This is a genomic window from Halorubrum tebenquichense DSM 14210, assembly GCF_000337415.1.
Taxonomy (GTDB): Archaea; Halobacteriota; Halobacteria; order Halobacteriales; family Haloferacaceae; genus Halorubrum; species Halorubrum tebenquichense.
In genome coordinates this window covers 1-22623 of sequence record NZ_AOJD01000029.1, presented here as the reverse complement: position 1 = coordinate 22623, position 22623 = coordinate 1, and the positions used below count along the sequence as shown (strand labels likewise).

At 70.4% G+C, this 22623-nt stretch carries 21 protein-coding genes and 1 tRNA gene; 13 read left to right on the top strand and 9 right to left on the bottom strand.

Annotated elements, in window-relative coordinates:
* Nucleotides 1-131 precede the first annotated feature (131 nt).
* Nucleotides 132-2414 carry an ATP-dependent protease LonB gene (lonB, locus tag C472_RS05205; RefSeq protein WP_006628756.1) on the bottom strand — a complete coding sequence of 761 codons (2283 nt, stop codon included), beginning with the start codon at nt 2412-2414 and terminating at the stop codon, nt 132-134.
* A gap of 170 nt (nt 2415-2584) precedes the next feature.
* On the opposite strand from lonB, the gene C472_RS05200 reads away from it, so the two are divergent.
* On the top strand, nt 2585-3115 hold the full coding sequence (locus C472_RS05200) for a nicotinamide-nucleotide adenylyltransferase (protein ID WP_006628755.1): 531 nt from the start codon (nt 2585-2587) through the stop codon (nt 3113-3115).
* A gap of 419 nt (nt 3116-3534) precedes the next feature.
* Entirely contained in the window at nt 3535-4398 is an 864-nt protein-coding gene (locus C472_RS05195) for an SAM hydrolase/SAM-dependent halogenase family protein (protein WP_006628754.1), read from the top strand.
* Nucleotides 4399-4417: 19 nt separating this feature from the next.
* Here the strand turns inward: C472_RS05195 and C472_RS05190 are convergent, their stop codons facing one another.
* The gene (locus C472_RS05190) at nt 4418-4891 is read right to left on the bottom strand and encodes a DUF5793 family protein (RefSeq protein ID WP_006628753.1); all 474 of its coding nucleotides are present in this window, start codon (nt 4889-4891) and stop codon (nt 4418-4420) included.
* A gap of 214 nt (nt 4892-5105) precedes the next feature.
* On the opposite strand from C472_RS05190, the gene C472_RS05185 reads away from it, so the two are divergent.
* Genes C472_RS05185 through C472_RS05170 form a run of 4 tightly spaced genes read left to right on the top strand, consistent with a single transcriptional unit; the run spans nt 5106 to nt 12243 of the window.
* The gene (locus tag C472_RS05185; RefSeq protein ID WP_006628752.1) at nt 5106-6806 is read left to right on the top strand and encodes a type II/IV secretion system ATPase subunit; all 1701 of its coding nucleotides are present in this window, start codon (nt 5106-5108) and stop codon (nt 6804-6806) included.
* A complete protein-coding gene (locus C472_RS05180) occupies nt 6803-8995 on the top strand; it encodes a type II secretion system F family protein (RefSeq protein ID WP_006628751.1) in 2193 nt (730 codons plus the stop codon). Before C472_RS05185 ends, C472_RS05180 begins: the two co-directional genes overlap by 4 nt.
* A 44-nt stretch (nt 8996-9039) precedes the next feature.
* Nucleotides 9040-9690 carry a class I SAM-dependent methyltransferase gene (locus tag C472_RS05175; RefSeq protein WP_006628750.1) on the top strand — a complete coding sequence of 217 codons (651 nt, stop codon included), beginning with the start codon at nt 9040-9042 and terminating at the stop codon, nt 9688-9690.
* 60 nt (nt 9691-9750) lie between these two features.
* Nucleotides 9751-12243 carry a methyl-accepting chemotaxis protein gene (locus tag C472_RS05170; RefSeq protein ID WP_006628749.1) on the top strand — a complete coding sequence of 831 codons (2493 nt, stop codon included), beginning with the start codon at nt 9751-9753 and terminating at the stop codon, nt 12241-12243.
* A gap of 77 nt (nt 12244-12320) precedes the next feature.
* On the opposite strand, the gene C472_RS05165 is transcribed toward C472_RS05170, so the two are convergent.
* Nucleotides 12321-12605, bottom strand: a complete 285-nt coding sequence (locus C472_RS05165) for a hypothetical protein (RefSeq protein ID WP_006628748.1) — start codon at nt 12603-12605, stop codon at nt 12321-12323.
* A 13-nt stretch (nt 12606-12618) separates the two neighbouring features.
* Entirely contained in the window at nt 12619-13143 is a 525-nt protein-coding gene (locus C472_RS05160) for a DoxX family protein (protein WP_006628747.1), read from the bottom strand.
* Nucleotides 13144-13379: 236 nt separating this feature from the next.
* Here C472_RS05160 and C472_RS05155 point away from each other — a divergent pair.
* Nucleotides 13380-13450, top strand: a tRNA-Gly gene (locus C472_RS05155).
* Nucleotides 13451-13679: 229 nt separating this feature from the next.
* Here C472_RS05155 and C472_RS05150 read toward each other — a convergent pair.
* Complete coding sequence (locus tag C472_RS05150) at nt 13680-14756, bottom strand: NAD(P)/FAD-dependent oxidoreductase (protein WP_006628746.1); 1077 nt, start codon at nt 14754-14756, stop codon at nt 13680-13682.
* Between the two features lie 191 nt (nt 14757-14947).
* Between C472_RS05150 and C472_RS05145 the strand changes: the two genes are divergently transcribed.
* Together C472_RS05145 and C472_RS05140 are read left to right on the top strand one after the other, a co-directional pair.
* Complete coding sequence (locus C472_RS05145) at nt 14948-15265, top strand: hypothetical protein (RefSeq protein WP_006628745.1); 318 nt, start codon at nt 14948-14950, stop codon at nt 15263-15265.
* Nucleotides 15266-15355: 90 nt separating this feature from the next.
* A complete protein-coding gene (locus C472_RS05140; protein WP_006628744.1) occupies nt 15356-17527 on the top strand; it encodes a prolyl oligopeptidase family serine peptidase in 2172 nt (723 codons plus the stop codon).
* Nucleotide 17528: 1 nt separating this feature from the next.
* On the opposite strand, the gene C472_RS05135 is transcribed toward C472_RS05140, so the two are convergent.
* Both C472_RS05135 and msrA read right to left on the bottom strand, forming a co-directional pair.
* Nucleotides 17529-18209 (bottom strand): metallophosphoesterase family protein, encoded by a 681-nt coding sequence (locus C472_RS05135; RefSeq protein ID WP_006628743.1) that lies wholly within the window; start codon nt 18207-18209, stop codon nt 17529-17531.
* A 514-nt stretch (nt 18210-18723) separates the two neighbouring features.
* Nucleotides 18724-19263: a peptide-methionine (S)-S-oxide reductase MsrA gene (gene msrA, locus C472_RS05130; protein ID WP_006628742.1), complete on the bottom strand. Its 540-nt coding sequence runs from the start codon at nt 19261-19263 to the stop codon at nt 18724-18726.
* Nucleotides 19264-19378: 115 nt separating this feature from the next.
* On the opposite strand from msrA, the gene C472_RS05125 reads away from it, so the two are divergent.
* A complete protein-coding gene (locus C472_RS05125; protein ID WP_006628741.1) occupies nt 19379-19693 on the top strand; it encodes a hypothetical protein in 315 nt (104 codons plus the stop codon).
* Nucleotides 19694-20188: 495 nt separating this feature from the next.
* On the opposite strand, the gene C472_RS17770 is transcribed toward C472_RS05125, so the two are convergent.
* On the bottom strand, nt 20189-20353 hold the full coding sequence (locus C472_RS17770; protein WP_241432951.1) for a hypothetical protein: 165 nt from the start codon (nt 20351-20353) through the stop codon (nt 20189-20191).
* 72 nt (nt 20354-20425) lie between these two features.
* The gene (locus C472_RS17985; RefSeq protein WP_275039737.1) at nt 20426-20557 is read right to left on the bottom strand and encodes a hypothetical protein; all 132 of its coding nucleotides are present in this window, start codon (nt 20555-20557) and stop codon (nt 20426-20428) included.
* 129 nt (nt 20558-20686) lie between these two features.
* Between C472_RS17985 and ribH the strand changes: the two genes are divergently transcribed.
* From ribH to C472_RS05105, 3 genes are all read left to right on the top strand, one after another.
* Nucleotides 20687-21091: a 6,7-dimethyl-8-ribityllumazine synthase gene (ribH, locus tag C472_RS05115; RefSeq protein WP_006628740.1), complete on the top strand. Its 405-nt coding sequence runs from the start codon at nt 20687-20689 to the stop codon at nt 21089-21091.
* Nucleotides 21092-21119: 28 nt separating this feature from the next.
* Nucleotides 21120-22274 (top strand): pyridoxal phosphate-dependent aminotransferase, encoded by a 1155-nt coding sequence (locus tag C472_RS05110; protein ID WP_006628739.1) that lies wholly within the window; start codon nt 21120-21122, stop codon nt 22272-22274.
* A gap of 88 nt (nt 22275-22362) precedes the next feature.
* The coding region (locus C472_RS05105; protein WP_006628738.1) for a universal stress protein at nt 22363-22623 on the top strand (261 nt) is incomplete at its 3' end.

The window sequence follows — 22623 nt, the reverse complement described above, 5'->3', positions numbered from 1 at the left end:
AAAAAGAGGGCGGGGCGTTGCCGCCGCACGGGCGGTCGAGTCGGGACGTGGAACGGGAGCCAAGGGGGCGGCTCACGGTGCGGTGGCGTAACGAGACCGCGAAAGGACCGCGAAAGGGAGCGGGGATTCGTCTACTGCGGGCTCGGGCTGGACGGGCTGGAGACGTTGCTGTCCTTCAGCGTCGACCCCGTGATCGACTTCAGCCGCGAGACGAGCGAGTCCTTCTCGGTCTCGCCTTCGAGGGCGATGTCGAGGACCTCGCTGATGTGCGAGACGGGGATGATCTCGATCATCTCCTCGTACTCGTCTTCGATCATCACGTCCTGCTCGTTGGCCGCGGGGATGATCACCCGGTCGCAGCCGGCCTTCGCGGCCGCCTCGATCTTGTGGGTCACCCCGCCGACGGGGAGCACGTCGCCGCGGACCGAAAGCGAGCCGGTCATCGCGAGGCTCTGGTCGACGCCGACGTTCTCCAACGCGGAGATGACGGCGGTCGCGACCGTGATGGACGCGCTGTCGCCGTCGACGCCCTGCTGGCCCGTCTGGATGAACTGGATGTGGATGTCCTTCTCCGAGATGTTCTCGTCGGAGAACTTCTTGATGATCGCCGAGACGTTCTGGACCGACTCCTCGGCCATCTCCTTGAGCTGGCCGGTGGCGATCACCTGCCCGCCGCCCTGCGTCGGCGTCACCTCGGCCATCACCGGGAGCATGATACCGGAGTCCTCGCCCATCACGGCGAGGCCGTTGACGCGCCCGACGACGTAGCCGTCGGACACTTCCAGCTCGTAGTCCTTCCGCCGCTCGATGTAGTCGTCCGCGAGCTGCTGTTCGATCGAGCGCGAGCGGCCCTTCGCCTGAAGGACGTGGTCGCGGGTGGTGTAATCGGCGTCCTCGCCGCGGGCGATGTCGCCGGCGACGCGGACCATCCCGCCGAGGTTCCGCATCTTCAGCGTGAGGTGGCCCTTCCGGCCGGACCGGCGCTTGGCCTCGAGGATGATCTCCTCGACCGCCTCGGCCGAGAACTCCGGCAGGCGGCCGTCCTTCGCGACCTCCTGGGCGATGAACCGGACGTATTTCCGGCGCATCTCCGGGGTGTCCTCGATGGTGTCCTCCATGTACACCTCGTAGCCGTACCCCTTGATCCGGGAGCGCAGCGCCGGGTGCATGTTCTCCATCGCGTCGAGGTTCCCGGCCGCGATCATGACGAAGTCGGTCGGGACGGGCTCGGTCTGGACCATCGCGCCCGAGGAGCGCTCGGACTGGCCCGTGATCGAGAACTCGCCCTCCTGGATCGCCGTCATGAGGTGCTGCTGGCTGCGGATGTCGAGCGTGTTGATCTCGTCGATGAACAGCACGCCCTTGTTCGCCTTGTGGATGGCCCCGGCCTCGACGCGGTCGTGGCTGGGCGTCTCCATCCCGCCGGACTGGAACGGGTCGTGCCGGACGTCGCCGAGCAGCGCGCCGGCGTGCGCGCCGGTCGCGTCGCGGAACGGCGCGGTCTTCGTGTCGCCGTTGTTCACCAGCAGGTTCGGGATCATCGCGTCCGACCCGCGGTTCAGGTAGCGGAAGACGAGGTACACCACGCCGGCCGCGATGATGCCCACGAGGATCGTGCCGGCGATGATGAGCGCGTAGCCCAACACGACGGCGATGATGATCCACATGAGGAGCGACCGCATCTGGTTGCGCTTGCGCGCCTCCTCGCGGTGCGCCTCGACGATCTGGTCGCCCTTGCCGGCCGGCACGGTCCGCACCTTCGGCTTGTTGCCGTCCTCGGGGTTGTGATACACCAGGACGTCCTGGAGCTCCTCTTTGGGGAGCAGCTCGGACATCGCCTTCGCGAGCATCGACTTGCCGGTCCCGGGCGAGCCGATCATCATCACGTGGCGGCGCTGCTTCGCCGCCTTGATGATCACGTCGCGGGCGTGCTCCTGCCCGATGACCTGGTCGACGAGCCGGTCGGGGATCTCGAGTTCGGCGGTGGTGTCGATCTTGAGCCCGCCGAGCAGGTCGTCCTCGTCGGGGTCCTCCTCGATCTCGGCCCCCTCAACCTCGACGGTGCTCCCGAGCTCGTCGATCCCGCCGTCGTCGGCCGGACCGGCGCTCTCGCCGTTCGCGTCGGCGGTCCCCCCGACAACGTCGGCCTCGTCGAACCCGTCGCCCTCGTCGACGACGATGTCGTCGTCCCAGGGCTCGTCCGCGTCGTCGGGGTCCGCGGCCGACCCCCCGCCGGAGTCCGTGGCCGGGTCCCGGTCGACGTCGGGGTCGCTCCCCGGACCCTCGTCGGGCTCGGGGTCGCCGTGCGCGGCGTCCTCGCCGTTCCCCGCCGGACTCGAGTCGTCGACGCCGCCGCGAGGCGGTTCGTCGGGGTCGTCGGCCGTCGGGTCGTTCGTGTCCTTCTCGTTGCTCATAGAATCGGGTGTCGCTATCGAAACGGAAGGGTCGGCTACTGATATACTTTCTCCCCCCAACCCCGCGGGTCCGGGGGCAGTAAAACCCCTCATGAAGCCGTTTATCCCCCGATCTCTCCGTTCGAGCGTTCCCACGGAGTTTATAAATGACGCCGCCGCTACGTACGTCTATGCGGGGGTTCTACATCGGTCGGTATCAGCCGTTCCACAACGGTCACCAGCACATGGTGGAAGAGATCGCGGCGGAGGTCGACGAGCTCGTCCTGGGGATCGGCTCCGCCGGGGACTCCCACACCACGCGGAACCCCTTCACCGCCGGCGAGCGCGTCATGATGGTGACGAAAGCCGTCGAGGAGTTCGACATCACCACCTACGTCGTCCCCATCGAGGACCTCGACCGGAACTCCGTGTGGGTGAGCCACGTCCGGAGCATGACCCCCCGGTTCGACGTGGCGTACTCGAACAACCCCCTCGTGGTCCGGCTGTTCGAGGAGGCCGGCGTCGAGGTCCGCCAGTCGCCGATGTTCCGCCGCGACGTGCTGGAGGGGACCGAGCTCCGCGAGCGGATGATCCGCGGCCGCGACTGGGCGGACCTCGTCCCGGACGCCGTCGTCGACGTGATCCGCGAGGTCGACGGGGTCCGGCGCATCCGCCGGATCGCCGAGACCGACGCGAACGGCGAGGAGCCGTCGGACGCGTAGATCGGGCGTACGAGGTTGTTTCCGGCTATAAAGTTGCGACCGACACGAATGCCTCCGAAGCCCCAGCCGCTCGGCTGTACGTAATCGCTTATAAATCACTGACCGACACGAATGCCTCCGAAGCCCCAGCCGCGAGGCGGGCAGACGCTCGCTGCGCTCCTCGGTCGCTCGTTTCACTCGCTCCCTCCGGTGCTTACGTCGCCTCTGCCCGCCTCGCGGCTGCCCCTTCGAGTCCCGCCCCGCACAGCCCCGCACCTCACGCCTCCCCAGCCTCGCGGCTCCCTTCGGTCGCCGCGTCCCTCGCACGCGCTCCTCGCGGTCGCCGGGGGCGACCGCTCGCAGGCGCGCGCCACCGCGTCGTCGGGTGAACCGAGCCGCCGCCCGTTTCCTTTAACAGCCCCCCGCACGCGGTTTCCGACATGATCACGCTCACCTCGGACTTCGGCTCGCCGTATCCCGCCGCGATGAAGGGAGTGATCCGCCGGCACACGGACGCCGAGCTGATCGACGTGGCCCACGACTTACCCCGCGGGGACCCCCGCGCGGCAGCCTTCTGGCTCCGGTTCGTCCTCCCAGAGTTCCCGCCGGCGGTCCACTGCGCGGTCGTCGACCCCGGCGTCGGCACCGACCGCGACGCCCTGGTCGTCCGCGCCGGTGCGCACGTCATCGTCGCGCCCGACAACGGCCTCGCGATGCCGCCGGCCCGGGCGCTGGCGGGCGGCGAGTCGGACGTCGAGGCGTGGACCGTCGCGGTCGACGAACCCGCGAGCGAGACGTTCCACGGCCGCGACGTGTTCGCCCCGACCGCGGCCCGCGTCCGGACGGCGCTCGACGACGCGGAAGAGCCGACGGGGGACGGGGGGCTGACACCGGCCGCGGTCGCCGACGCGCTCGCGGCGATGGACGACCTCTCGCCCGCGAGCGACCCCGTCGACGTCCGCTTCCCGGAGCCGTCGGTCGAGCGCGGAGGGGACGACGGGGCGGGCGACTCCACCGGCGAGGTCGTCGCCGTCGACGGCGAGGTGCTCGCGATCGACCGGTTCGGGAACGTGATCACCAACGTCCCGGGAGCGCTGATCCGCGGCCGCGACTGGATCCGCGTCGACGGCGACCTCACGCCGGTCGCGGAGACGTTCGGAGCCGTCGACCCCGGCGAGCGACTGGTCACCGTCGGGAGCCACGGCTACGTGGAGTGCGACGTCAACGACGGGCGCGGCGACAGCGCGTTCGACCTCCGGCCCGGCGATTCGGTGCGTCTCGTCCCCGACAGCGTCAGCCTCTGAGTTTCGAAAAAAGCCGGCCCTACAGCTCGACCCCCGAGGGGATCAGGCTCTCGCTGCGGAGGAGGTTCCCCTCGTGGTCGTACACGAGGAACGTGTCCTTGTCGTAGGTGACGAGCCGCTCGCCGTCCACGTCGATCTCGACGCGGTACTGCGCGTCGCCGTCCTCCGTGGCGTCGCGCGCGGCGTGGATGAAGGGGAGTACGTCCGTCGCCGTCTCGTTGAGTTCGAGGACGAAGTCACCGGTGTAGCGGTTGGTGACGCCCACCACGCCCTCGGGGTCGTCCGCCTCGTCCAGCGGCTCTCGGAGCCGGAAGGCGACGTCGATCTCGTCGGCCGTGAGCAGGTCGTCGTCGCCGTCGCTCTCGCCCCCGGAGAGCCGACCGCGGAGCAGGTCCGCCGGCCCGTGGAAGTCGATCCGCACCAGCGGGGGCGACCGGGAGTCGACGCCGTCGCCGACGCCGTCGACGGTCAGATCGAAGTAGTCACGCCGCATTTCGTATCGTTCGCTTTGCGGCCCGGCCGTATCAACGTAACGGGCGGACCGGCGAAACGGCGGGGTCGACCGCGCGGAATCGGCGGCGACGGTTCGGTGTGGGGCCGGGAGTACCGGACCGGGCGAGAGGCCGCCGACGAGGACCGGCCCGATGTCGGTCGTGATAATCGTCGGGGGTAGTTTAACATCCCCCCGCCGCAACGTCCCCACATCCATGGCGAGCGACGTCGGCGGGAGCGACCTCGGCGACCGGATCGAGGCCCTCCAGAACCAACTCTCCCGGGCGTGGGAGCTGCTTCAGGGGTCCACGCTCGACGTCCGCCCCTTCCGCCCGGGGGAGGACGGGCCGCTCGCCTCCTTCACCGTCCCGGACGACGAGCGCGAGATCGACCGCTACTGGGTGAACGCGCCGTACGCGTACGTCGTGATCACCTACGACGACGTCGAGAGCGAACACCGCTACTACGCCGTCGAGCCGGAGCTGGACGCCTTCGAGCGCGACCTCCTCGACCGCGTCGTCGACGACATCCGCGACCCCCTCCTGTACCGCGAGGGGACCGGCAAGACCGACGAGGAGACGCTCAAGTCGGAGCTGGAGACGCTGTTAGAGGGGTACGGCGTCGAGGCCGGGATGGACACGTTCCACGCCCTGCTGTACTACCTCTACCGCGACTTCCGCGGCTACGGGAAGGTCGACCCCCTGCTCAACGACCGCCACATCGAGGACGTCTCGTGTGACGGCTACGACCTCCCGATATTCGTCTACCACGACCAGTACACCGACATCGAGACGAACGTCTCCTTCGACCAGGAGTCGCTCGACAGCTACGTGATCCGGCTCGCACAGCAGTCCGGCCGCCACGTCTCCGTCGGCGACCCCATCGTCGAGACGACGCTGCCGGACGGCTCGCGCGCCGAGCTCGCCCTCGGCGAGGAGGTGACGCCCCGCGGCTCGGCGTTCACCATCCGCCAGTACGCCGAGGACCCGCTCACCCCCGTCGACCTCGTGGAGTACGGCACCTTCTCCGTCGAGCAGATGGCGTACTTCTGGCTCTGCATCGAGCACAACAAGAGCCTCATCTTCGCGGGCGGGACCGCCTCCGGGAAGACCACCTCGATGAACGCGGTGTCGATGTTCGTCCCGCCGCGCGCGAAAGTGCTGACCATCGAGGACACCCGCGAGCTCTCCTTATACCACGACAACTGGCTCTCGGCGGTCACCCGCGAGCGCCGGTACGAGGGCACCGACATCGACATGTACGACCTGCTGCGCTCCGCGCTGCGCCACCGCCCCGAGTACATCATCGTCGGCGAGGTCCGCGGCGAGGAGGCGATCACGCTGTTCCAGGCGATGAACACGGGTCACACGACGTTCTCGACGATGCACGCCGACTCGATCGAGACGGTGATCAACCGGCTGGAGAACGAGCCGATCAACGTCCCCCGCGCGATGGTCCAGTCGCTCGACATGCTCTCGGTCCAGACGCTCACGCGCTCCGACGACGAGCGCGTGCGCCGCGCGAAGACCATCGGCGAGATCGGCGGCATCGACCAGCGCACCGGCGAGCTCGACTACTCCTCCGCGTTCGAGTGGGTGCCCGACTCCGACACGTTCCGCCGCAACGACTCGTCGCTGTTGGAGGAGATCGCCGACGAGCGCGGCTGGTCCCGGTCGGAGCTGCTCCGGGAGGTCCGCCGCCGCGAGCGGTTCATCGAACTGCTCTCCGCGCTCGGCATCAACGACTACCGCACGTTCACCGCCCTCGTCAACGAGTACTACGCAGACCCCGAGCGCGTGATGGACAAGCTCGACGAGCGCGCCGCCGCGGCCGACGACGTCGACGCGGACTCTCTCACCGACGAAGAGGGCGTCGCCACCGCGGGAGACCCGGCGGTCGATGCCACGGACCGATGATCGAGTACCTCCCCCTCGCCGCGGCGGTCGCGGCCTGCCTCGCGCTCGCGCTCCCGCTCGTCGACGACCGGGTCGACCTGTTCGTCACCCGCGTCGCGCTGTCGGCGTTCGGCGACTACGTCGGCGAGAACGAGGCGCGGCGGCGGGCCCAGCGCGACCGGATGCGCGCGGCCCACGTCGCCGGGACGACCCACCGGGTGTACGCCTCGCGCACGCTGCTGTACGCCGCCGTCCTCGGCGTCGCCGGCAGCGTCATCGGCGTGTACGGTGCCGCGGGGCTGCTCGCCGCGCTCGACGTCGGCGAGGCCGCGATCCGCGAGGCGCTCCCGGCCGAGTTCGGGTTCGTCGCGGTCGTCACCCGGCTCGCCGACCTCGGGCTCGGCAGGCTGTTCGTCCTGCTCGCGGTCGTCTCCGCGACCGTCGGCGCGGGGCTGGCGCTCGGGGCGTACCTCGCCCGGTGGCAGCTGCTCGACCAGCGCGCACACGCGAGGGCGGCCGAGATAGACGCCACCCTCCCCCGAACCGTCGCGTTCATGTACGCGCTCTCGCGGTCGGGAATGGCGTTCCCGCGGGTGATGGACACGCTCGCGGAGAACGAGGCGGTGTACGGCGAGGCCGCCACGGAGCTGTCGGTCGCGGTCCGGGACATGAACGCCTTCGGGACCGACGCGCTGACCGCGCTCCAGCGGGTCTCCCGGCGAACGCCCAGCGACGACCTCGCCGACTTCTCGGAGAACCTCGCGTCCGTCCTCGGGACCGGGCAGTCGGTGTCCGCGTTCCTCAACGACCAGTACGAGCGCTATCAGGCGGAGGCGGAGGCGAAACAGGAGCAGTACTTAGAGCTGCTCTCGACGTTCGCCGAGGCGTACGTGACCGCGCTGGTCGCCGGGCCGCTCTTTTTCATCACCATCCTCGTCGTCATCGGCCTCGTCTTACAGGACACGATGCCGCTCCTCCGCGTCGTCGTCTACCTCGGCGTCCCGCTCGCCACCTTCGGGTTCGTCGTCTACGTCGACAGCGTGACCCAGGGCGTCGGCGGCACGGAGACGGTCGCGGCGTCGTCGCTCTCGGACCCGGACACGCCGTCCGTCTCCGGGGTGCGTCACGCGACGGACGAGCCGGGAGACCGCGGCGGCTCCCCGCGGTTCGACGGGGGCGCAGCGAGCGGACGCGGAGGAGCCGGTCCCGGCCGCGACGCCCCCGGCGCGGACCGGTGGGCGGCGAGCCGCGAGCGGCTCCGGGCGTACGACCGTCTCCGCTGGGCCAGACAGTTGATCGCGTCGCCCGCGGAGACGGTGCTGGTCTCGCCGCGGACCGTGTTGCTCGCCGCGGTCCCGATCGCGGTCGTCGGACTGCTCGTCTTCGCGTTCCCGATCACGCTCGGGACGCCGGTGGAGATGGCCGGACAGGTCGACGGGCCGATCGTCGTCGCGGTCGCGTTCGTCCTCGCGGCGTACGCCGTCGCCTACGAGTTCGGCAAGCGCCGGGTCCGGCGGATCGAGTCCGCCGTCCCGGACTTCCTCGACCGTCTCGCCAGCGTCAACGAGGCGGGGACCGCGGTGGTCGGCAGCGTCCGGCGCGTCGCCGACTCGAACCTGGAGGCGCTGACGGCGGACCTCAAGCGGACCCGCCGCGACGTGGACTGGGGGGCGGACGTCTCGACCGCGCTCCGCCGGCTCGAACGCCGGGTCCGGTCGCCGATGATGTCTCGGGCGGTCGCGCTCGTCACCAACGCGGTCCGGGCGAGCGGGGACATCGGTCCGGTGCTGCGGATCGCCGCCGACGAGTCGCGCGCGACGTGGTCGCTCCGGCGCGAGCGGCGACAAGTAATGTTAACGTATCTCATTGTTATCTACATCTCCTTCCTCGTCTTCCTCGGGATCATCGCGGCGCTGTCGGTGTCGTTCATCCCCGCCATCGAGTCCGCCGGCGTCCCGGGCACGGGCGGCGGCCTCCCGGACGCCGGGAGCGGCGTCCCCTCGGGCCCCTCGGGGATCACGGACGGGATCGGCGACATCGACGTCGCGGCATACGAGCAGCTGTTCTTCCACGCCGCGGCGATTCAGGCGACCTGCTCCGGGCTCGTCGCCGGCCAGCTGGGCGAGGGGTCGGTGCGCGACGGCGTGAAACACGTCGTGGTGCTGCTCGCGCTCACGCTCGTCGCGTTCGTCGCGATCGGCGCGGTGTGACGCGGTCCGGTCGGCATTTACCCGTCGCGGCCGGAGACCCCGGTATGGACCCGCAGTCGACCGGCGACCCGCAGTCGACCTACGACCGCATCGCGAGCCACTTCTCGAAGACCCGCGAGTACGCGTGGCCCGAGGTCGAGTCGTTCCTCGCGGACCGGTCGGCGACGCGGGCGCTCGACGTGGGCTGTGGCAACGGGCGGCACACGGAGGCGCTCGCGGCGCACGCCGAGACCGCGGTCGGGGTCGACCTCAGCCGCGGCCTGCTGGACGAGGCGGTCGCTCGCGCCCGCGACCGGGGATACGCCGACGCGGTCGCGTTCGTTCACGGCGACGCCGCGTCGCTGCCGGTGCGCGACGGCGCGGTCGACCTCGCGGTGTACGTCGCCACGCTCCACCACCTCTCGCCCCGGGCCGAACGCGTCGAGAGCCTGAACGAACTGGCCCGCGTCCTCGCGCCGGGCGGGGTCGCGCTCGTCAGCGCGTGGAGCACGGCCCACGACCGGTTCGACCGCGACGAGGGGTTCGACACGACCGTCGACTGGACCCTGCCGGGCGGCGAGACAGTCCCCCGATACTATCACATCTACTCGCCCGCCGAGTTCGAGTCGGTCCTCGGGGCGAGCGGCCTCGAAGTCCGCCACACGCGCGTTTCCAGCGGGAACTGTTACGCGGCGGTGTCGGCACCGGACCGCTGATTATCACGGCGGATACTGACGGGGGTGGATTAAAGAGTCCCTGTCGACCGCCTGATGGTAATGGCCGACACCCTTCTCGAACGGATCTTGCGCCGGGTCACGCCCGACGCGGTGGCGCGGAGCTATCTCACGAAGTTCCTCGTCGCCCTCGTCGTCGTCGTGCTCGCGATCGGTGCCGTCGGAGCCGTCACGTACGCGGAGACGACGGCGGAACTGGAGTCGAGCGCGCAGGACGACTACACCGCCGTCGCGGAGCTGAGCGCGACCGACCTCGACGCCTGGGCGACCGAGCGCCGCACGACGCTCCGGACGGTCGCCGACAACGACATCTTCTCACAGGACGCCGACCGGGTCGAGGGGTACCTCTCCTCGCACCTCTCGCGCGCCGACGAGTCGGTCGTCGCCCTCAACTACGTCGACCCGACCGCGGGCACCGTCCTCGCCACCACCGACGAGGCCGACGGCGGCGAGACGGTGGTCTCGAAGGCGTGGTTCGGTGACGACCTCGTGTTCGCGGACGAGGTGTTCCGGAGCCAGCCGTACAGCGTCGACGGCGAGCGGCGGATCGCGTACGTCACGTCGACGCCGCTCGGCGAGTACCTCGTGATGGAGGTGTCGCTCGCGCCCGTCACGGCCGACCTCCGGCAGCCGACAGAGGGGGCGTTCACCACCATCGTCGAGCAGAACGGCGAGATCACGGCGAGCGACAACGACTACGCCGCCGGCTTCCGCTACGACAACGACATCCGGTCGACGCTGTTCAGCGACGAGGGCACCGTCGGCTTCCTCCCGTCGGCGACGTTCGGCTTCGCGGACGGCGGCGAGTACCTCGTCGCGTACGCGCCCTTGGAGACCGAGGACTGGCTGGTCGCGGTCCACGTCCCACTCTCCGAGGCGTACGCGCTCTCCGGGATGATCGGCCGGAACCTCCTCCTCATCGTCGGCGTCGCGGTCGTCGGCCTCGGGCTGCTCGGCGGGACGCTCGGCCGCGGCACCGTCCTCGAACTGAACCAGCTCCGCGCGCGGGCGTCGGCGCTGGCGGACGGCGACCTCGACGTCGACTTCGACACGGAGCGGCGCGACGAGTTCGGCGACCTCTCCGCGGCGTTCGCGACGATGCGCGACTCGCTGAGCGAGCAGATCCAGTCGGCGGAGGCGCAGCGCGAGCGCGCCGAGGCGGCGAAGGCCGAGAGCGACGCGTTCGCCGAGCGGCTGGAGTCGCGCGCGAGCGACTTCGGCGAAACGATGGCGGCCTGCGCCGACGGCGACCTCACCGCCCGGCTCCGCGCCGACCCCGACGACCCCGAGGCGCTCCGCTCGATCGCCACGGAGTTCAACGACGCGATGGACGAGCTGGAGGCCGCGATCGCCGAGGTCGACGCCTTCGCGGTCGAGGTGGCCGACCGCAGCGACGCGGTCACGGACGGCACCGACGAGGCCGCGGCCGCCGGCCGGGAGACCAGCGACGCGGTCGACTCGATCTCCGCGGGCGCGGAGCGGCAGAGCCACCAGCTGGCGGAAGTCGCCGGCGAGATGGAGGACATGTCCGCGACCGTCGAGGAGGTCGCCGCCTCCGCCGACCAGGTCGCGACCACCTCCCGGCAGGCCGACGCGCTCACCGAGGAGGGCCGCGAGGCGGCCGCCGACGCCGTCGAGGAGCTCCACGGGATCGAGGCGCGCTCGGAGTCCGCCGCGGAGACGATAGAGCGGCTCGAAGCCGAGATGGCGGAGGTCGACGAGATCGTCGAGACGATCTCGGAGATCGCGGACCAGACGAACCTGCTCGCGCTGAACGCCTCGATCGAGGCCGCCCGCGCGGGCGAGAGCGGGTCCGGCTTCGCGGTCGTCGCGGAGGAGGTGAAGTCGCTCGCGGAGGAGACGCAGGAGTCCGCCGCCGAGGTGGAGTCGCTCATCGACAGCCTCCGCGAGCGCACCGACGAGAGCGTCGACGAGATGGCCGCGATCCGCGAGGGCGTCGACGACGGCGTCGACGTCGTCGAGGACGCCGAGGACGCCCTGGAAGAGGTCTCCGAGCGCGTGAGCGAGGCCGACGACGGCGTCCAGGAGATATCCGGCGCGATGGACGCGCAGGCGTCATCCGTCAGCGAGGTCACCGGCGCGGTCGACGACCTCGCGGGCGTGAGCCAACAGACCACCGCCGAGGCGACCACCGTCGCCTCCGCGGCCGAGGAGCAGGCCGCCACGCTCGGCGAGGTCTCCGAGCAGGCCCACGACCTCCACGAGCGCGCCAGCGACCTGCGGGAGATGACCGATGGCTTCGCGGTCGAGGCCGACGGGGCCGCGGTCCGAGACGACGCCACGGCCGCTGGCGACGCGGCTGGCGGTGACGTTGACGCCGACGACGTGAGTGCCGACGACGCAGATGTCGACGACGCGGACCCGGCCGAGTCGGAATTCTCCTTCGGCGCTGGTTCGGAGTCGTCGGACGGTACTCCGGCCAGCACGGACGGCGGCACCGCGGACGGGGCGGCCGGACCGACCGAGCCGGACGCCGACGGCTCGGAGCGCGCGGAGCGGTCGCTCGACGAGTAACGGGTCGAACGGAAAAGCGATCGTCGTCGTCCGCGACGAGGCTGCCGGTCGCGTCGCGGTCGGCGGTTCAGTCTTCTTCAGTCGGCCATCGACTCGTGGCTGACGCCCCCGTCGTCCGGGAGCGGTGCCACGAGTCGGTAGGCCGCGTACAGGCCGAGCACCGCGATGCCGGCCAGCACGAAGGCGGTCCGGATCTCCGGCGAGATCAGCGGCATCGCCGTCACCTCGCCCGCCTCGTTCGTGATCGGAGCCGGACTGAACGGCTGTCCGGCGAGCGTCTCGACCAGTCCGAGGACCACGATGCCGAACAGCATCAGTCCCGCGCTCAGCGCCCGCGCCGCCGTGTCGATGGTGTCTGTCATTGGAAGTCACCTCTCAGCCGAGCAGGTACCGCAGTTTGGGGAACCGCTGGACCAGTTCCGTCTGTTCGATGAGCGCGTCGAGGCCGTAGTAGCGACCGGCCGCGAGCACGATCACGGTCAGGAACAGCAGCAGTCCCATGAGGTCGCTGTTCACGACGCCGTGACCGAACTCGGCGTTGCCGATCCAGAACAGGGACATGAAGATGACCCCGCCGAACGCGGCGAACCGAGTGAACGCCCCCGCGATCAGCGCCAGCCCGATGAGCGTCTCGAACAGGGGCACGCCCGGCTCGATGAGCCACGCGAGGTTGTTCCCCATCCAGACCGGGATCCCGCCGAGAGCGGTCCCGCTCATCTGTTGCATGTACGCGGGACCGTAGCTGTACGCGAACCCGTCGGTGAGGATCTTGGTGAACCCCGAGTGGAAGAACCACCAGCCGGTGACGACGCGCAGGAACGCGATCCAGTACGTCGCCCAGGGCCCGTCCAGCGCGAACTCGGTCTCGCCGACCAGCGGATTGCTAGTTTGGTATGACATCGGTCTCACCTCACGGGTGTACGTTGGGTGGGTATACACATAGGTCCCGAACAGTGTTCTAAGCGCCTGAAAAGCGTTCTAGCGCGCTGGGAGCGGTCCGCAGTATCGTGGGTCTTTAAGTAAATACCCGCAGGCTGGCGGCTCGATCCCGACGTCCTGCGGCGCGTTCGACACGAACACGGAACGCTTATGAAACACGTTCCGCCTACGTATGGATGCGTCATCGACCGACGCGAGCGCCGGTGGTCTAGTGGTAGGACCTGAGCCTTCCAAGCTCATGGCCCGGGTTCAAATCCCGGCCGGCGCACTCCCTGCGGTCGTGCGCCGGCCGACCTCCCGCTCGCTTCGCTCGCGGGAGTCCCGGCCGGCGATTTCCTCGCTTCGCTCGGAAATACTGAGAGAGATCCGAATCGCTGAGTACGAACTGGAAAACCCCGCACCACACTGCGGCCTCGTACCTCCCCAGCCTCGTCGCGCTCGGAGTCGCGCCCTGACGGGCGCTCACCGGAGCGCGCCGACCGCAACCGATCCGGCCGTCAGTCGTCGTCCGCCGCGGGGGCCTCAGTGCCCTCCGCGGCCGCGTCCTCGCGCGGCCCGCCGGCGTGGCCCTCGTGGGCGACGGCGGTGGCCATGAGGTGCGGCGGGATGGCCGGCACCTCGTCGTCGGTGACGGGACCGTCGGCCTCGATCTCCTCGGTCGAGCGCGGGAACTCGCGGATCTCCTTGTGGATCGCGAGCCCGGCCTTCGCGCCCTGGCCCATCGCGACCGGGACCTGATTGTGTCCGGGCGTGATGTCGCCGACCGCGAACACGCCGTCCTCGGTGGTGCGGCCGTGGTCGTCGACGTCGATCTCGCCGGATTCGGTCAGGTCGCAACCGAGCCCCTCGGCCAGCGCGGTGTTGTAGTCGGAGCCGTACATCGCGAAGCCGCCGCGGTACTCGCGGCGGGTGCCGTCCGCGAACTCCAGCGCCTCCAGCCAGCCGGAGTCGGGGTCGTTCTCGACGCCGGAGACGTCCTCGCGGACGACCTCGACGGGGTGGGCGTCGAGCTGGGCGGCCGTCTCCTCGCTCCACGTCGGCTCCTCGCCGCGGGTCAGCACGTCCACGTCGTCGGTGACGTTGAGCATGATCATCGCGACGTGGGCGGCGGCCTCGCCGTGGCCCATCACGTACACCGGCTCGTCGGCGAACATGTAGGCGTCGCAGTGGAGACAGTAGTGAAGCCCCTTGCCCGTCCGCGGGAGCGGCGGGTCCGGGCGCTCGTCGGAGAAGCCGGTGCCGAGGACGACGCGGTCCGCCAGAATCTCGGCGTCGTTGGTGGTCAGGCGGAACCGGTCGTCGTCGGTGCGCTCGACGTCGGTGACGAAGCCGCGCTCGAAGGTGCCGCCGTACGACTGTACCTGCTCGCGGCCGGTCTGGAGGAACTCGTTGCCGGAGGTGTCCTCGGTGACGCCGATCACGTTGTGCGTGTCGGCCATCATCGCCGCGCGCCCGCCGCCGCGGTCGATCAGCACCGTTTCGTGGCCCAGTCGAGCGCCGTACAGCGCGGTCGTCAGCCCGGCCGGTCCGCCGCCGACGACCGCTATCTCGTACTCGTCGTCTGCCGAACTCATTACCGATCGTACGCGTCCCGCCGGTTTAAATGACCCCGTGCTGTGCGCGGCCGGCGACCAGCCACGCCGGGCCGCAGCGAGGGCCGCGTCGGTTCGGAGCGCGTCGCCGCCGACCCCGACGTTCCGACTCGTCCCCGCGACCCGACCGCGTGCCCGGAAGCTTATGCCTGCGTACCACCTTCGCTGTGCCAGTGCCCTCTCGTCTCGCCCTCGCCGCCTGCCTCCTGATCGTCGGGGCCGCCGCGGACGTGGGAACGACGTACGTCGCCCTCACCGGCAGCGAGTACGTCGAGGGGTCGCCGATCGGCCGGCTCTTCATCGCCCGGTTCGGCCTCCTCCGCGGGATGCTCCTCACGAAGGTCGCCGGGATGGCCGTCATCGGGATCCCGGTGGCGGTCGCGGGCGGCACCCGCCGGTTCGTCGCGACGCTGATGTGCGCGGGCGTCGGCGTCCTCTCGCTGCTCGTCGCCGCGCGGAACCTCCTGTTCGTCGCCGGACTGTGGCCCTGACGCCCGGCGTCGCCGTCTCGAAGCCGACCGATCCGCGGCGGCCGCCGCCGCGACCCCAGCGGTTTTGCGTCGCCAGTGACAGGCGATCGTATGTCACGCCAGTCCGCTCCGGCCCCGTCCCCGCCGGAGACCAGACGCGAGGTCGTCACGGAGACCCTCCACGGGGTCGACGTCGACGACCCGTACCGATGGCTCGAAGGCGACGACGAGGCGGTCCGCGAGTGGACCGACGCGCAGAACGACCACGTCGACGCCGTGCTCGACGACGACCGCCGCGACCGGCTCCGCCCGCGGTTCGACGACCTCGTCGAGGTGGCCGACTACGGGCCGATAACCGTCCGCGAGGACCGCTACTTCGCGACGGTCCGCGGGCCGGGGGCGGACCACGCCCGCCTCGTCGTCCGCGACGCGCCCGGCGGCGAGGACCGCGTCCTCGTCGACCCCAACGCGTGGCCGGCGAACCGCGACGACGACCGGCCGCCCCGGTCGATGGCGTGGTACGTCCCCTCGCACGACGGCGAGCGCGTCGCGGTCGGCGTCACCGAGGGCGGCGACGAGAACTACGACGTGCGTGTGCTCTCCGTGCCCGATCCGAGCGAAACGGCTCCGAACGCCGGCGCGACCGACGGCTTCGGCGCTGGCGTCGAGGAGGTCGCGGTCCTCCCCGAGCGCGGCCGCGTCAACGCGAGCAGCCTCGCGTGGGAGGCCGACGGCGAGGGGTTCGTCTACGTCGCCACCGGCGGCGCGGCCGACGGCGCGCAGATGGACAAGGAGATACGCCGGTTCCGGTTCGCGGACGGGCCCGAAGCGGAGGCGGTGCTGCTCGAACACGACGACCAGCACGTCTGGCCGCGGGTGACCGTCGACCCCGACTCCGGCCTGCTCGCGGTCGCCTTCTCCGAGATGGTGGGTGGAACCGAGTGGTACGTCCACGTCGACGGCGACCTCCGCCCCGTCCTGACCGACACCGACGCCGAGACGTCGGTCCGGTTCCACGACGGGACCGCGTTCGTCTCCACCGACCACGAGGCTCCCCGGCGGCGGCTGCTCGCCTGCTCGGTCGAGCGGTTCCGCGAGGGGGACCTCTCCTTCGACGAGTGCCGCGAGGTGCTCCCCGAGACGGAGGGGATCCTCCGGTCGGCGGTGCCGACGCCGGACCGCCTCCTCGTCCACCGCCAGCGCGACGCGCACTCGCGGCTCTCGGTCCACGACCGCGACGGGGCGCGCCTGCGCGACGTGTCGCTGCCGGACTACTGCTCCGTGACGTGGGTCTCCGCGGCCCGCGACGCCCCGGAGGCGTTCTTCGGCGTGACGGGGTTCGACCGACCCCCCGCGGTCCGCGGGCTCGACTTGGCGGACGGTGCGGGAGGCGACGCGGACGACGAGTCCGGGGAGGCCGCTCCCGCCGAGTCGACCGCGATCGATTCGGTGGACCTGTCTGTCCCCGACGACCTCGTCGTCGAACAGCGGTTCGTCGACTCGGCGGACGGCGCGTCGGTCCCGGTGTTCGTCTGCTACCGCGAGGGCGTTGAGGTCGACGGACCGCGCCCGACCCTGCTGTACGGCTACGGCGGGTTCCGCAACAGCGTCACGCCTTCGTTCGGGCGGTTCCGGCTCCCGTTCCTCGCGGACGGCGGCGCGTTCGCGGCGGTGTGCGCCCGCGGCGGCTACGAGTACGGCGAGCCGTGGCACGAGGCCGGGATGCTGGCCGAGAAGCAGCACACCTTCGACGACTTCGTCGCGGCCGGCGAGGCGCTCTGTGAGTCGGGGCTCACCGACTCGGACCGGCTGGCCGTCGCGGGCGGCTCGAACGGCGGGCTCTCCGTCGGCGCGGTGGTCACCCAGCGCCCGGACCTGTGGGCGGCCGCACAGTGCGCGGTCCCGCTGCTGGACATGCTCCGGTTCCACCGGTTCCTGCTCGGCGAGTCGTGGACGACGGAGTACGGCCACCCGGAGGACCCGGAGGCGTTCGAGTACCTCCGCGCGTACTCGCCGTACCACAACGTCGACCCCGACGCGACGCACCCGCCCGTCTACTTCACGACGGCCGCGAGCGACACGCGCGTTCACCCCTCGCACGCCCGGAAGATGACCGCGCGCCTCCAGCACGAGGCCGAGGGCGGGCCGTTCCTGTTGCGCACCAAGTCCGAGACGGGCCACGGCGTCGGCAAGCCGACCTCGATGATCGTCGACGAGCAGACGGACTCGTGGGCGTTCCTGTACGAGCAGTTAAACGTGGAGCCGTCCGGCGGTACCGAGTGACCTACGCGCCGTCGTAGAGGCGCTCGGCGGTCCGCTCCGGGAGGTCGGCGTCTCGGACCGCCGCGGCGACGCGGTCGACGTCGTAGCTCACGCGGTGCGTCTCGACCGCGTCGACCCCGTCGGCCGTCGTGTCGAGGACCGCGTAGCCGGCCCGCGGGTCGCCGTCGCGCGGCTGGCCGACGCTGCCGGGGTTACAGACGAACCCCCCGCCGGCCGCGCGGACGCCCTGAACGTGGGTGTGGCCGAGGACGATGCCGTCGTACTCGCCCATGTGTCGGTCGAGGGTCGGGAACTCCTCCGGGTAGACGTAGGCGTCCTCGCGCTCCGCCGCGGGGTGGGAGTGAACGAGCAGGTAGCGGTCCCCGGCGAACGTCTCGGCGCGTGGGAGGCCGCCGAGCCACTCGCGCTGCTCGTCGGACAGCGACGCCTTCGCGTGTTCGAGACCGGCCTCGGCCATCCGATTGGCGGCGTAGCGCTCGGGGGTCTCGACGGTGCGGTCGTGGTTCCCGCGCACCGTCGCGGCCGCGACCTCGCGCACGCGCTCGACGCACCCGGCGGGCCACGGGTTGTAGCCGACCACGTCGCCCGCGCAGTAGATCCGGTCGACGGCGGGCATGTCGTCGAGGACCGTCTCCAGCGCGGGGAGATTCGCGTGGACGTCCGAGATGAGGCCGATCTTCATCGGTGGCGGGTACGGTCGGCGGGAGGGAATAGGTTGTGCCGAGGGTCACGTGTCGTGAAGGGGACGTAGACGAGCCCTGAACCTCAGAGTCACCAACAAAGTTGAAACTCTCTCTGCGGTGCGGCGGCGCGTGCCCGTGAGCGGCCGCCGAAGGCGGTCGCGAACGGCACCGCGCGAGGGAGTCGGTCGCCGGAGCGAAGCGACGGCGACCGACGNGGTCGAGCGACGCGAAGACCGCCAGCGACGAGGCTGGGGAGGCGTGAGGCTGCGGTGCTGTGGCGGGGCTCGAAGGGGCAGGCCAGAGGCGGACAGAGGCGACGCAAGGACCACAGGGAGCGAACGGAGTGAGCGACCGAGGACCGCAGCGAGCGTCTGTCCGCCTCTGGCCTGGGGCTTCGGCGGCCTCTGTCGTGTTCTTGGAAGTGACTCTGTAGAGCCTCACGTATAGGGCTTCGACGATGCTCGCCGCGTCAGCACGGAACCAATTCGTGCCGCCGATACCGAACAAAAGCGATTACGCCGTCACCTTCTCGCGGAATCGCTCGCGGACCTTCTCGATCTTCGGCTGGGCGTGCATCGAGCAGTAGGCGTCCTCCGGGTTCTTCTCGAAGTAGTCCTGGTGTTTCTCCTCGGCGCGGTAGAACGTCTCCAGCGGCTCGACCTCGGTGACGACCTCGTCGTCGTAGCCGCCCTCCTCGTCGAGCGCCTCGACGTACCGGGTCGCGGCCTCGTGCTGATCGTCGTCGTGCGTCAGGATGATCGAGCGGTACTGGCTCCCCACGTCCGGGCCCTGCCGGTTGAGCTGTGTCGGATCGTGGACGGTGAAGAAGATCTCCAGGACGTCGCCGTAGGAGAGCGCGTCCGGGTCGTACTCGACCTGAATGACCTCGGCGTGGCCGGTGTTGCCGGTACACACCTCGCGGTACGTTGGGTCCTCGGCGTGGCCGCCCGCGTAGCCGGACGTGACGCTCTCGACGCCGTCGAGCTCCTTGAACGCGGCCTCGGTACACCAGAAGCAGCCGCCGCCGACCGTCGCGGTCTCGGTGTCTGTCATACTCCCTCGTTGGCGTCGCAGACGTATTAATGGCGCGCGGAACGAGGCGGGAAAACCGTCTTCGACGGGACGCCGACCCGAAGACACATTTCCGTGGCGCAGCGATGCCCGCTCGATGATAGCGTGGCTCGGCGGTCAGGGGAACGTCATCTCGCTGTTGATCCCGCTGTTCGGGATCTGTCTCGTCTTGATCGCCGACAGCCTGACCGAAACAAACCGCGCGAAGCGGTACTTCCTCTCGGGATACGTCCTCTGGTTCGGGTTTCGAGTCGTGATCGGGCTCCAACAGGGGACCCTGATCACGTTCCCTCGGCCGATCGGTCTTCTGGGCGCTCTCTCGCTGTTGATCGGGTTTCTGTCTCTGACGTTCTACGGGTTATGCGTCGTTTGGCGGGAACGCGACCCGACCGCGTCGCGGCTGGCACCGTGATCGCGACCGCCGAAGTCCCCTCCTGACCGGGAGACGGTGTGATTGCTTATAAATCGCTGATCGACAGGGACATCGCCGAAGCCCCAGCCGCTCGGCTGGACGCATCTGTTTATAAATCGCTGAGCGACACGAACCACTTCGAAGCCCCGGTCGCGAGGGCGACGCACGCTCGCTGTGCTCCTCGCTCAGTCGCTGCCGCTCCTTCGCTGCGGTGCTTGCGTCGCCTGCGTCGCCCTCGCGACCGCCCCTTCGAGTCCCGCCCCCGCACCGCCCCGCACCTCACGCCTCCCCAGCCTCGTCGACCGGTCTCCGCTTCGCTCCGACCGGTNCCTCGTCGGTCGCCGTCGCTTCGCTCCGACGACCGACTCCCTCGCGCGTGCTCCTCGGCCGCGGTGCGGCCTCGGAGGCACGCGCCACCGCTCCGGTCATTTATAAACGCCCAACGATGCGGCGAGACCAATGGACTCGCTCACAGGCTCGGCTTGCCGGCGGCGGTCAGGAGTACCTGAAGCCGTATCCGACGAGGAAGCCGATTCCGCCGACCGCCGTAGCGACGACCGCAGCCGCGAGCGGCGGGAAGGAGAGGAGGGCGGCCGGCCCGGCGGCCACCGGAACGAACAGGTTGACGGTGAACCCGAGGCTCGGGCCGAACGCGAGCATCCATCCCCCGACGGGGTCGCCGGTCCGATACGCGTGAGCGGCGACCGACGCCCCGACGGCGAGCGCTCCCGCTCAGACGATACGCGACTGCGTGGCGGCCGACGGTTCCAGGCCCCAGACGCGCAGGGCGGTGAGTCCCGAGAGGGTCACGACGAAGGCGAGGACGCTCCCGACGACGGCTCTCCTGCGCCCGTCGGATCCCATACGCGGACCCGTTGTCCGGGCGGCAAATGTCTTCGGGCCGTCGACGCGGAGAGCGTGTCCCGAACTGGTTCGCCCGGCAACCCTGCGCTCGAACGGTAGACCTTTGCCGCCGCCCGCACCAGTTCAGGTATGGTCTCGCTGGGACTGGTGGTGGCGCGGTTCAACGACTCCGTCACGGAGCCGATGGCCGAGGCCGCCCGGGAGGCGGCGGCCGACCGCGACGCCGTCGTCGTCGACGAACTGAGCGTGCCGGGCGCGTACGACAGCCCGCTGGCCGCCGACCGACTCGCGCGCCGCGACGACGTCGACGCGGTCGCGGTCGTCGGAGCCATCGTCACCGGCGACACCGACCACGACCGCGTCATCGCGGACGCGACCGCCGAGAAGCTCACCGACGTGAGCTTAGACCGGGACACCCCGGTCGCGTTCGGCGTGAGCGGCCCGGGGATGTCCGGCGCGGAGGCGCGCGAGCGGATCGACAAGGGGGCCGACGCCGCGAACGCGGCCATCGACCTCGCCGAGGAACTGGACTGACAGACACGAAGCCGACCACACACGACACATGAGCGACGCATACGACTTCTCGGAGCGGATCGGGCGCGTAGAACCCAGCGCGACGCTGGCGATATCGAACCTCGCGGCGGAGAAGGAGGCCGAGGGGGCCGACATCGTCGACCTCTCGGTCGGCGAGCCGGACTTCGACACCCCGGAAAACGTCGTCGAGGCCGGCAAGGAGGCGCTCGACGCGGGACACACCGGGTACACCTCCTCGAACGGGATCCCGGCCCTGAAGGAGGCGATCGCGGCCAAGCTCGGCGAGACCGGGATCGACGCCGACGCCGACGAGGTCATCGTCACGCCCGGCGGCAAGCAGGCGCTCTACGAGACGTTCCAGACGCTGATCGACGAGGGCGACGAGGTCGTCCTCCTCGACCCGGCGTGGGTCTCCTACGAGGCGATGGCGAAGCTCGCGGGCGCGGAGCTCTCGCGGGTCGACCTCGCGCCGCACGGCTTCCAGCTCGAACCCGCCCTCGACGACCTCGCGGAGACGGTCTCGGACGACACCGAACTGCTCGTCGTCAACTCCCCGTCGAACCCCACCGGCGCGGTGTTCTCGGAGGCCGCGCTGGAGGGCGTCCGCGACCTCGCGGTCGAACACGACGTGGCCGTGATCTCCGACGAGATCTACGAGCGCATCATCTACGACGCCGACCACGTCTCGCTCGCGAGCCTCGACGGGATGGCCGACCGCACGGTGACGATCAACGGCTTCTCGAAGGCGTACTCGATGACCGGCTGGCGGCTCGGCTACCTCCACGCGACCGACGAGTTCGTCGGCGAGGCGGGCAAGCTCCACTCGCATTCGGTCTCCTGTGCGACCAACTTCGTCCAGCGCGCGGGAATCGAGGCGCTGGAGAACACCGACGAGTCCGTCGAGGAGATGCGCGACGCGTTCGCCGACCGCCGCGACCTGCTCGTCGACCTGTTCGACGAGCACGGCGTCGACGTCGACGTGGGCGACGGGGCGTTCTACATGATGATCCCGGTCGACGACGACGACCAGGCGTGGTGTGAACGCGCCATCGAGGAGGCCGCGGTCGCCTGCGTCCCCGGCAGCGCCTTCAACGCCGACGGTCACGCCCGGATCTCCTACGCCGCGAGCGAGGAGCGCCTGCGCGAGGCGGTCGACCGGCTCGTCGCGAACGACCTGCTGTAGGCCCACCGGACGCGGCTTCCGGGCCCTCGCGCCCGGCGTCACGCCAACGCTTTTTACCCGACTCTTCGAACTCTAACCGGGTGATGTCATGTACGAGCGCATTCTCTACCCGACGGACGGGAGCGAGGGAGCGGCGACCGCCGTCGATCACGTCCGGGAGATGGCCGGGGCGTTCGACGCGACCGTTCACGTGCTGTACGTCGTCGACGCCCGGCACGCCGACTACGGACTGAGCGGCGCGTTCCTCGCCGACGAGGGGTCCGGCGTGCGCGCCGATCCCGTCCCCGACGACGACAGCGGTATGCTCGGCGAGGGGGGCGACGCGGCGGAGACGCGCGCGGCGCTCACC

What these genes read in the sequence shown, in the direction of transcription:
- lonB (WP_006628756.1), bottom strand. Translation starts at nt 2,414, where the DNA reads ATGAGCAACGAGAAGGACACGAACGACCCGACGGCCGACGACCCCGAC.
- C472_RS05200 (WP_006628755.1), top strand. Translation starts at nt 2,585, where the DNA reads ATGCGGGGGTTCTACATCGGTCGGTATCAGCCGTTCCACAACGGTCAC.
- C472_RS05195 (WP_006628754.1), top strand. Translation starts at nt 3,535, where the DNA reads ATGATCACGCTCACCTCGGACTTCGGCTCGCCGTATCCCGCCGCGATG.
- C472_RS05190 (WP_006628753.1), bottom strand. Translation starts at nt 4,891, where the DNA reads ATGCGGCGTGACTACTTCGATCTGACCGTCGACGGCGTCGGCGACGGC.
- C472_RS05185 (WP_006628752.1), top strand. Translation starts at nt 5,106, where the DNA reads ATGGCGAGCGACGTCGGCGGGAGCGACCTCGGCGACCGGATCGAGGCC.
- C472_RS05180 (WP_006628751.1), top strand. Translation starts at nt 6,803, where the DNA reads ATGATCGAGTACCTCCCCCTCGCCGCGGCGGTCGCGGCCTGCCTCGCG.
- C472_RS05175 (WP_006628750.1), top strand. Translation starts at nt 9,040, where the DNA reads ATGGACCCGCAGTCGACCGGCGACCCGCAGTCGACCTACGACCGCATC.
- C472_RS05170 (WP_006628749.1), top strand. Translation starts at nt 9,751, where the DNA reads ATGGCCGACACCCTTCTCGAACGGATCTTGCGCCGGGTCACGCCCGAC.
- C472_RS05165 (WP_006628748.1), bottom strand. Translation starts at nt 12,605, where the DNA reads ATGACAGACACCATCGACACGGCGGCGCGGGCGCTGAGCGCGGGACTG.
- C472_RS05160 (WP_006628747.1), bottom strand. Translation starts at nt 13,143, where the DNA reads ATGTCATACCAAACTAGCAATCCGCTGGTCGGCGAGACCGAGTTCGCG.
- C472_RS05150 (WP_006628746.1), bottom strand. Translation starts at nt 14,756, where the DNA reads ATGAGTTCGGCAGACGACGAGTACGAGATAGCGGTCGTCGGCGGCGGA.
- C472_RS05140 (WP_006628744.1), top strand. Translation starts at nt 15,356, where the DNA reads ATGTCACGCCAGTCCGCTCCGGCCCCGTCCCCGCCGGAGACCAGACGC.
- C472_RS05135 (WP_006628743.1), bottom strand. Translation starts at nt 18,209, where the DNA reads ATGAAGATCGGCCTCATCTCGGACGTCCACGCGAATCTCCCCGCGCTG.
- msrA (WP_006628742.1), bottom strand. Translation starts at nt 19,263, where the DNA reads ATGACAGACACCGAGACCGCGACGGTCGGCGGCGGCTGCTTCTGGTGT.
- C472_RS05125 (WP_006628741.1), top strand. Translation starts at nt 19,379, where the DNA reads ATGATAGCGTGGCTCGGCGGTCAGGGGAACGTCATCTCGCTGTTGATC.
- C472_RS17770 (WP_241432951.1), bottom strand. Translation starts at nt 20,353, where the DNA reads ATGCTCGCGTTCGGCCCGAGCCTCGGGTTCACCGTCAACCTGTTCGTT.
- C472_RS17985 (WP_275039737.1), bottom strand. Translation starts at nt 20,557, where the DNA reads ATGGGATCCGACGGGCGCAGGAGAGCCGTCGTCGGGAGCGTCCTCGCC.
- ribH (WP_006628740.1), top strand. Translation starts at nt 20,687, where the DNA reads ATGGTCTCGCTGGGACTGGTGGTGGCGCGGTTCAACGACTCCGTCACG.
- C472_RS05110 (WP_006628739.1), top strand. Translation starts at nt 21,120, where the DNA reads ATGAGCGACGCATACGACTTCTCGGAGCGGATCGGGCGCGTAGAACCC.